This window comes from Candidatus Poribacteria bacterium, assembly GCA_009839745.1.
GTDB lineage: Bacteria > Poribacteria > WGA-4E > WGA-4E > WGA-3G > WGA-3G.
Map to the genome: position 1 here is coordinate 1 of VXPE01000076.1, position 8741 is coordinate 8741.

At 48.8% G+C, this 8741-nt stretch carries 6 protein-coding genes and 1 riboswitch; of the genes, 3 read left to right on the forward strand and 3 right to left on the reverse strand.

Annotation, left to right across the window (positions count from 1 at the left end; genetic code table 11):
• Positions 1 to 397: 397 nt before the first annotated feature.
• Positions 398 to 581: riboswitch (cobalamin riboswitch) on the forward strand.
• A gap of 180 nt (positions 582 to 761) precedes the next feature.
• The 3 genes from F4X88_12750 (at position 762) to F4X88_12760 (ending at position 6055) form a co-directional block, all read left to right on the forward strand.
• Positions 762 to 2117, forward strand: coding sequence for a hypothetical protein (locus F4X88_12750; protein MYA57160.1), 1356 nt, complete (start codon positions 762 to 764; stop codon positions 2115 to 2117).
• A 26-nt stretch (positions 2118 to 2143) separates the two neighbouring features.
• On the forward strand, positions 2144 to 4159 hold the full coding sequence (locus F4X88_12755; GenBank protein MYA57161.1) for a hypothetical protein: 2016 nt from the start codon (positions 2144 to 2146) through the stop codon (positions 4157 to 4159).
• Positions 4160 to 4348: 189 nt separating this feature from the next.
• Positions 4349 to 6055 carry a PQQ-binding-like beta-propeller repeat protein gene (locus tag F4X88_12760; protein ID MYA57162.1) on the forward strand — a complete coding sequence of 569 codons (1707 nt, stop codon included), beginning with the start codon at positions 4349 to 4351 and terminating at the stop codon, positions 6053 to 6055.
• A 210-nt stretch (positions 6056 to 6265) separates the two neighbouring features.
• Here F4X88_12760 and F4X88_12765 read toward each other — a convergent pair whose 3' ends face one another.
• The 3 genes from F4X88_12765 to F4X88_12775 form a co-directional block, all read right to left on the reverse strand.
• Positions 6266 to 6463, reverse strand: a complete 198-nt coding sequence (locus F4X88_12765; protein MYA57163.1) for a hypothetical protein — start codon at positions 6461 to 6463, stop codon at positions 6266 to 6268.
• A 20-nt stretch (positions 6464 to 6483) separates the two neighbouring features.
• Entirely contained in the window at positions 6484 to 6717 is a 234-nt protein-coding gene (locus F4X88_12770; protein ID MYA57164.1) for a hypothetical protein, read from the reverse strand.
• A 466-nt stretch (positions 6718 to 7183) separates the two neighbouring features.
• Entirely contained in the window at positions 7184 to 8593 is a 1410-nt protein-coding gene (locus F4X88_12775) for an IS4 family transposase (GenBank protein ID MYA57165.1), read from the reverse strand.
• Positions 8594 to 8741 lie beyond the last annotated feature (148 nt).

Consider the following 8741-nt stretch of genomic DNA (forward strand, 5'->3'; position numbering starts at 1 on the left):
CCTGCTTTTCTGCTTTTCTGCATCTTAATTCTTAAAATTGTCCAAACTTTAGTAACATTAGATGAGCGAATAGTAGGTATAGAAGCTGCCCTGTACCTTTTTCCAACCGAAGGAACCCGTCGGCATCTTGAGCACCTCAGGAAAATTCAGGCAGATGTAAGGGCGGGGAAAATCAAAGAGCCTGTATGGAGTTATGATCCGGAACCTCGCGTGCGTGGCCGTTGATTACCTGAATTTGGCTGCCTCGGAGATAGGATTCTGGGATGATTGTCTTGCTTCAGTGCTAGCATAGGAATGGGGAGGAAATACTACATCTGTTTTGCGTTTCCAAATATTTTTTTTCAAAAAAATATTTGCAAAAAATAGTCCAACGTGATATAATATATGTATTACAATTGAATAAACGAACGGTTCAGGTGCCGAATTACGGAGAATAGGGAAGCGCGGTGAGAATCCGCCACGGCCCCGCCACTGTGAACGATCGCAAGTATCCGCTGAAAACACCACTGTCAAACAATTGATGGGAAGGTCCAGCGGAAGGATCGGAAGTCAGGAGACCTGCCTGAATCGTGTTTCACGTATCTGCTTTCGCGGGAAAGCGGTGGAACGGAACACAGTATCCTGTCAAACCAAAATAGAAATTCTCACAGAAGAGATGGAATTCTCACACAAGTTACAGGATATGCCTTACACAAAGTGTCGCTTCCTCCCCTGTCTTTCCAGTGAAAGTAGGGGTTTTTTGTTTCATTACGGAGGTATTAATGAACAAAGTTTTAGCGGCACCGCTTGCAAACGTGTCTAAAAAAATCGCTCGGCGGCACTTCTCGTGCTATTCACTCCTACTTATCGGTGCGATCCTTTTCACGCTCCTCGTGAGTCCTACCTTTGGACAAACAGAGGACCCAAACGCGGCGGTTGTCATAAATGCCCTGACATTTCCCGACTTGGGCATTGTCGCTTCTCTCTCTCTCATCGATTTGGAAGAGCCAAATGAGAGACGGGCTGTTGACAACGAGATACTCCGCATCGGCTTTGATCCGATATTGCGGCGGCGGGCAATTGGTCTTACTGTTCACGGGCATCTCGCCTATATCACGAGTTTCAACTTACCCATCACTGGCGAAACAAGTTCCGGCGACAACATCTATATTATTAACTTGGAAGATCGAGAGTTTGTTGGCGAAATTCCAATCCAAGGGGGCACAACGCCGCAGCAGATCGCTTTGGTTAATGATCAGAAGTTATACGTCACCTGTGCCGCGACGCATGAGGTACACGTCGTTGACATCGACAATCGCAATGTAACAAAGGTCCTCACGGGTTCTTTCAACAAACCGACAGGTATCACACGCCTCAACGGCAAAGCCTACGTCTCGAACCCCGCATGGGAATGGGATCCGGTGGCACGGAAGACGACCTATTACGAGAGCACTGTCACAGTGATTGATACAGAGACAGACATCATATTGAAATCCATTCCGGTGCCGACAAATGCAGGGGCGATCCTCAACGATGGCGAATCCACCGTCATTGTTAAAACAACGGGCAATTACAATGATATATCGGGACATCTCGTTCTGATTGACACAACTACTGATGAGATTATCGATACGGTTAAACTCGGATTCACTCCGGGTTCCGCCGCCCTTAATTCAGAAAAACAGTTGTTTATCCAAGGCAGTTGGCAAAACCCCGGCTTGCTCATCTATGATATCGCAGCACGAGACTGGATCCGTGACGAAGATGACACAATTGCCAATTTCAGTAACGATGCAGATACATCTATCAGTGGTGGATTGACTTTTGCCCCGAATGGAAATCTCTATATTACACAACCCGATTGGTCAGGCGGTGGACAGGATTTCGTTCGCGTCATGGACGTGGCTGATGCATCTCTCCTACGATCCTACCGCGTTGGAACCGGTGCTAATAATTTGGGATTCGCAACCATTACACCGCGACGCGAAGACATCAACAATGATGGGTTCATCAACATGAAAGATATGATAATCGCAGGTCGGTTTCTCGGCGACGAAGGTGCCGGCATACGTGCCGATGTCAATGGAGACCAGGTGGTTGATATTCTTGACCTAGTGCTGATCGGTCAGGGACGCTAACCTATCATGCGTAGGTGAGGTTTCTAATGGGCATCGGTCATTGGTTATCGGTTATCGGAAGAATAATCGTCAGTAGGCAGCAGTCAACTGAAAGCCGATTGCTGACTGCTGACGGCTATAAAATAGCGCAGGTCTTATGGATCTTGCCGCTGCTCCTTTCTTTACTCAGTTGTGCTTCAACCCCCAAAGAAGAACCGATCTCATGGAAGGTCTCGTTTTTTTCATTGGGGGCACAGGTGCAATTTGAAACGACAGCACCGGTCCAACGCCTCAGCGCCTTTAATCCTGACGATGTGAGGGTCGCGCAACTCAACTTTCCTGTGCCGCCTCGGCAGACGGAATCCCTTTATTTTCAGTGGAACGAAGCGGAGACCTATCGGTTTGAGGTGACCTTAACCACTGGGAATATTATCGTTCAAAGTGTGACGGCACCGCGGACATACACACAGGGGAATTTAGAAATTGCTCTTCCTTATGGTGCCGCAGTTGAATCAGATTTGGATAAGGCATCTGGAAACGATCAGAAGGCACTCGTTTTGCATGACAGTGAAATGACTGCCACAGTCCTCGTCACAAACGGAAAGGGCCCCACGACCTTTGATTTGGAACTCGGTCTACCATCAACTGTAGCAGCCATTCGCTTTCCAGCGGATTGGAAGACAGAAACAATAGAGGGAAGAACTTGCCTCTCTACCACCAGTAGACTGAGTGTCGCATCGGAGGTATGGTATCGTGAATTAGTGTTGAAAACATCCGCGGCAGACCGCTTGGATAGACAAGAGATTTCAGGCACTGTCCGTTTCACAACAGACACAGGACAGATATGGGAACAACAAGCGACTGTGCAACTGCGGATCGCAACTGTTTCTGAGATTGCTGAACGCCTCTCCATCGAATCCATTGAGATGCCTACAGACGCAACAGGGACGGTGGATCCGAAGCAGCGAGAAGATACCATCTACTATCCACGCCCCTTATTTAGTTGGCTCCGAACCGCACAGACCAATGCATTCGAGCCAACAACTTATCAGGCGGTCCGCCTCCACAACGGCGGTGAAGAAACGATCCACGTGGTTGTGTCTTCAACCAACACGGATACGAAAAGTGGCGAAACTATCTCCTTCCTCGCGCCGCCAGAGACAACGAACGGAGGAATGAATCGGAGCGTAGCCTTTGCGAGTCTACCGGGTGGCACGGTTACAGAAATTCCGTTGCCTATCTATTTTCACCCCGTCTATTTAAGCCAGGGGAAGATAGAACAGGCGGTCCCTGGGGAGTATGAACGGACCGTTACGGTAAAGGTCTGGGGAAGCGACGCGACGATTCTTCGTGAACAACGTCCATTGCACTTAATCGTTCCGAACCAACAAGCGTTGCTCGTGAGTCTATTGGCGATCATCAGCAGTTGCATCGGTTTCCTAATTGTCTTGCGGTTCCACGAGCGACTTTTCGCAGGTTTCACAACAAAGCATCTCATTGTGATTGCCTTGTTCAGCACAACGGTTTTCGTGGCAGTGATGGTGCCGTCAACACTGTTCCTTAATTTAATCCGCGCTATTTTAGGTCCCGTCTCTGTCCTACTGACCGGCTTAATCAACGAGACGCTCTACTACGCTTTACTGACAGCACTGCTGATTTACATCACTGGCGACCCCAAAAACGCTGATACGACCCAGCATGTCCGCGCGAAAGGAAGTGGTATCATCTTGCTTGCCTCTGCGGTGCGTCTGCTTCTCGGGGGCGTAACGTTTGGGCTTTTCACACCGATGGCAATCGTCTATACCGGCACAAGTGTCCTCTTATTGGAAACGGGATTCTTACTGGTGCGGAGTCGCAATTTATTGGCGTGGGCAGTCGTATTGGGCATCTGCGATGCACTCTCTGTTTATGTCGATTTTCAACTCTCTATACTCTTCTATCGGCTTTTCTACGCCGATTGGTATATCGTTCTCCGAATTTTAATAGAGGGGTTCGTCTATACATTTATTGGTGTCCTTCTCGGCGCGCGGTTGGGAAGAGGTTTATGGCGCGTGGCAGAATAGTTTTTTAATTAGGACTTACGCATTTTCTCTTAAAGTCCCCCTGATAAGGGGGATTGAGGGGGTTAAATCACTGAATAACGCCTTTTTCGGTGAAAGTTACCGCTTTTTTATGCAACTTGCGTAAGTCCTGTTAATTATACCTTGCGGATAAGTGGTGTGGCCTGTAATTTGGAAACTCACAATACAAACATGAGGAATATTATGATGAAACGAATTCAATTTTTGAGTCTATTTTGGTTGATTATTACCTTACCGCTTAACGTCGCAACAGCGGATATGAGCGTCACTTGGGTCCGGACAGGCGTGGTATTTGAAACCGAACACAAAAACGGCGTTGAGAGCAAAATAAACTTCGCATACGAGACGAACGGCGCAGCCCACGAACTAACCGAAACACCTGCAATCCACAGACTTGATGCAAACCGTGTTTTTTTTCAATTGGCATGGCAACCCAATCAAAATTACCAATTTTACTTGAATGATAGCGAAACAACGGCAACGTCACCACTCAAACCTGAACCGTATCTCATCCGCACGGTTGAATTGGATGAACTTTTATCGCTGATGGAAAACCTGCGACAGCTCGCGAAACCCACAGCACTCGCCTTAGGACATGGAGGTACCCCGCCATTAGCAATCGCAACCGATAGCGGACACCTCGCGGTCCTCCAACCGTTGACTGGTGAAATTCTCTGGAAAACTCGCATCTCGGAAGGCTACGTGAGGCGGATAGCGTTCAGTCCCGATAACACACAACTCTACATTGGTGAGCAGGCGGCAGATGGATTTATCTACTGCTACGATCTAACCACCGATAAACCCACGCTTCGCTGGAAATACCGCACTGCCGATGACATCGAAACCTCCACGCCAAGTAATCCTGACAGCGTCTACGCCTGGGTAAGCTACCCCGGTCAATCGCGTATACAAGCGTTGGCGAATGGAGACCTTTTGGTGGCGAGCGTGCACTCGTGGACAGAGAATAACACTCCCCTTAAGAAATCCCAATTCTACAGATTCAATGGGGAGACGGGAGATGTTATCTGGAAATGGCCCCGTGAAGGCGCGGTCCCCAGAATAATACGCTGGTTTGACGTAAGTGCTAACGGAAAAACACTCGCACTCCTAACGGATAGTGGGCATAATTTGCAAGGGAGTGCGACGGATGAAAACGATGCGGGTAACGGAAAACTCACTGTTCTCAACGCCGAAGATGGTACAGAAAAGTGGCACACGGATATTGAACCGTTGCGCGACTATTTCGCACAGGTCACGTTCTGGCGCGGGGTTAGCATGTCTCCCGATGGTAGGTTTATTAATGTAGCAACCGACGATGGTCGTGCCTTTATCTTTGACGTGAATAAGTCGGAACCGATATGGCAGGAAAACTTGGCGACTCCACTGGAGGTCAGTGGTATCCCTATCATCGCAACCACTGGCACAATCGGTGCGACAGATGCTGCAGCACTCTTTGTTACAGGCGATACCTACATCCCATATCATCTTCGGAAGGGGGCACAAAAGCCATCAGCGGGACATCCCAACGGGATGACACTATTTGCCTATTCGTGGGGGGGTGAAAAGGTCTGGCAATGGAAACTTGAGAATATGCCGCAAGGCTTACGCATTGACACGAAGGATCGTTATGCCGTGCTATCGGTTTCCAAGCGCGCACAGGACCCGAATGAGAGTCTGCATGGGGTGTCAGTGTTTGATCTGACAGCAGAGGGTAGCGGCTTGGCGAAATACCTGTACACCTACCGCACAGAGGGACAACTTCCTTACGACACACTCGCAATAAGTGAAGCGGGTGCGCTGATCGTTGTCGTTGAGGTTCAGATCGCGATGTCAGACGAGACCGTCCGTGGAAAGAATCGGGTACATGTGCTGTATTGATCTGTCCCAAGGACGACCTCAGTAATCTGTTGGCTCATAAACCTCCTGTCTCCTATTGATCGCAATAGAAAACAATTGCTATAAGTAACCCTCATTTTCCCCGTTGGAGATGAAGCAGCACCAAAAAGTATAGGGGAACAACACCCCTGTTGTTCCCCTGATCGCAACTTCAAAACACTATACGAAAATCCTGAAAACGACTACGCCTGTTTACTGTGACACCGCATTCTGAGCAACCGCGTTTTGCGTCGATACAATCACACCTTGCAGTGCCTGAAAATAACTCATTTCAGCCATCTTGATTGCGTGCGTATCTCCGCTTGCGCGTGCCCGTCTGAGTGCCTCCCAGCTCAATGCCAGCATCCGGTTCGTTTGCTCTAAAATTTGCCAATCCCTATTCGAAATCATGGAATCCCCCGAAATGTGTTTTACGCTATCGGCGGTTTGTTGTTCCGCTCAAACAGCGCATTCAACGCCTCACTCAGCAGGTCTTGAATACTCGTGTCCTTCTCAATCGCGAGCATTTTCAACTGCCGATGCACATCCTTGTCGAAATGTCCAGAAATCATCTTTTTGCCCTGACGGGATGGCGGAACCATTGGTTTCGGTGTTGTCTCAACGGCAACCCCACCCTCGCCTGACAGAATTGCTACTGTTTTCATAATGATGTATGCCTCCATACATGTCCACATGCAAACATGTATACATGTATGAAAGTATATTACGTCAGTTTTACAGATCGGTTTCAGAGGGTGGAAATTTAATTTTCGGTTTGCCAGTTTCTATATCTGGGAAGGATTTGAAGCGGAACGCCACGACAGCGCGAAATTCGTTGCGACAAGTAACAGTCTCACTTCCGTGTGTCCTAACACAGTCCATCTCCAAAATGGTAGGTGCGGTTTCTTGGGAAAATCTGCAGAAACACCCAAGCAAAGATGTCTTATTAAAATAATATCATATTATAATAAGTGATTCAAATAATTTTCGTTACAATCCACCTAAAGGGGAGATTTCTTGAATCTACGTTAACGTGAGTTTGATAAATATTTAGGGTGGACGATTTCCTCTCAAAGTCCCCCTGCCCCCTTGATAAGGCTTACTGTTACCCATAAGTCTGAGTATGGTATGTCAGTGTTGTGTTTCAGATGTCGGTTTGTGTGAGTTCTGGTGAAAAAGGGACCACGTGTTAGAAATATCTGTCAGGCGTTGCCATCCGCGCCATAAGACGGTCACCCCGGGCATACCATCGGACTTCCGCCCTAAGAACCCGCCGAGTTTTGCGATCCCCACAGTGGCTTGTCTCACGGTAGGTGTTTGGGTAGGCAAGGTGCATGTCTTGTGTGTGGTTGCGTAAAGTGCCTTCCATTGATTTTCGGTCAAGATGTGTGTGCACTCGGTGTCGGGGGCGTGCCGGTTGAACAGGGTTAGCCAATAAAGTCGCCAAGCGATGACACTCACTAAGGCGATGTATCGCAGGAGCCGGTCTTTGGTTTGTAATCGGGCTTGCTCAACTTTAGTGCCTGACTTAAGGACTTTGAAATAGACTTCAATGTGCCAGCGATGGGTATACCAATGGATGCGTTCGAGGGCTTCAGCGTAGGTGTTGACCTTGACGTTAGTGAGCAAGACCCAGTGTAAGGGAGGGACTCCCTCGGGGGGATTGGGTTCTCTGACCTCGACGATATATGTGTCTACATCGGGTAAGTTTTCGGTCTGTGGTGTGCGTGAACGCTGCGGGGGCTTCAAGCGGGTCTGTGCGAAGCGGACGTGTAGGTCTGCTTGACGGGCGGGGTGGTCTTGGCGTGCGGGGACCTCAAGCGTCAAGCCCCCCGCGACAGGTGTGTGTTTCATCAAAGTTTTCAAAGTGCCATAGGCATCTTGACTTTTGCGATTTTCTGCGGCACGTATGACGAAGGGGGTGTCTTTTGCTTGCGTGAAAAACTCATAAATATCAGCTTCACGGTCACAGACGGTGATCACCTCAACGCCTTCTGGGGTGCGAGTCTGCGTCTCTGAGAGTGCCTGAATCCACTTGTAGCTTTCTCTTTCTTGAAACGTTTTGGGTTTGCTATCTCGCGTATCGGACGCATCCCGCACCCAGACGTTATCTGTCAGACACCCCAGGGGCACCCCGGAACCCCTGACGGCTAAAGTCGTGTGTTTCACAAACCCCCGACGGTTCTGAGCCCGGGTGCGAATGGGACCTAAACCTTGTGTTGAAGGATGATCCGTGTAATCGAGATACGTTGTGTCTTGGATCGCAAACACACGCTCTTGGGACCGCATGCGTTGCGTCGTTTGCTGAAAGTGTGGGGCGAGGAGAGCCGCTTCTGACACTTTCTCATTATCAAAGAAACGATACGCCGCTTTGACGGCTGACCAATCTTGACACGCCGCACGGATCGCAGACACCGGATGAGCCGATAAGGCATCCGCAATACGGATGAGCCGCTCCGTGAGACGGGTATCCTTGAAATCAAGACCCGCAAACTCTTGACGCCTCCAAGAACCCTCGAATGCCTGAGAATCTGAAGACATAATCAACTCCTAAAAAGCAATAGAATACAGAGATACATTGATAGTTCTTACCGACATCATCCTTAGCCTAACACATTTGCCATGACTTGAAAAGCCGAAACTCTCAAAACACCTATACACCTTCAGACTTATGGGTAACAGTAAGCCT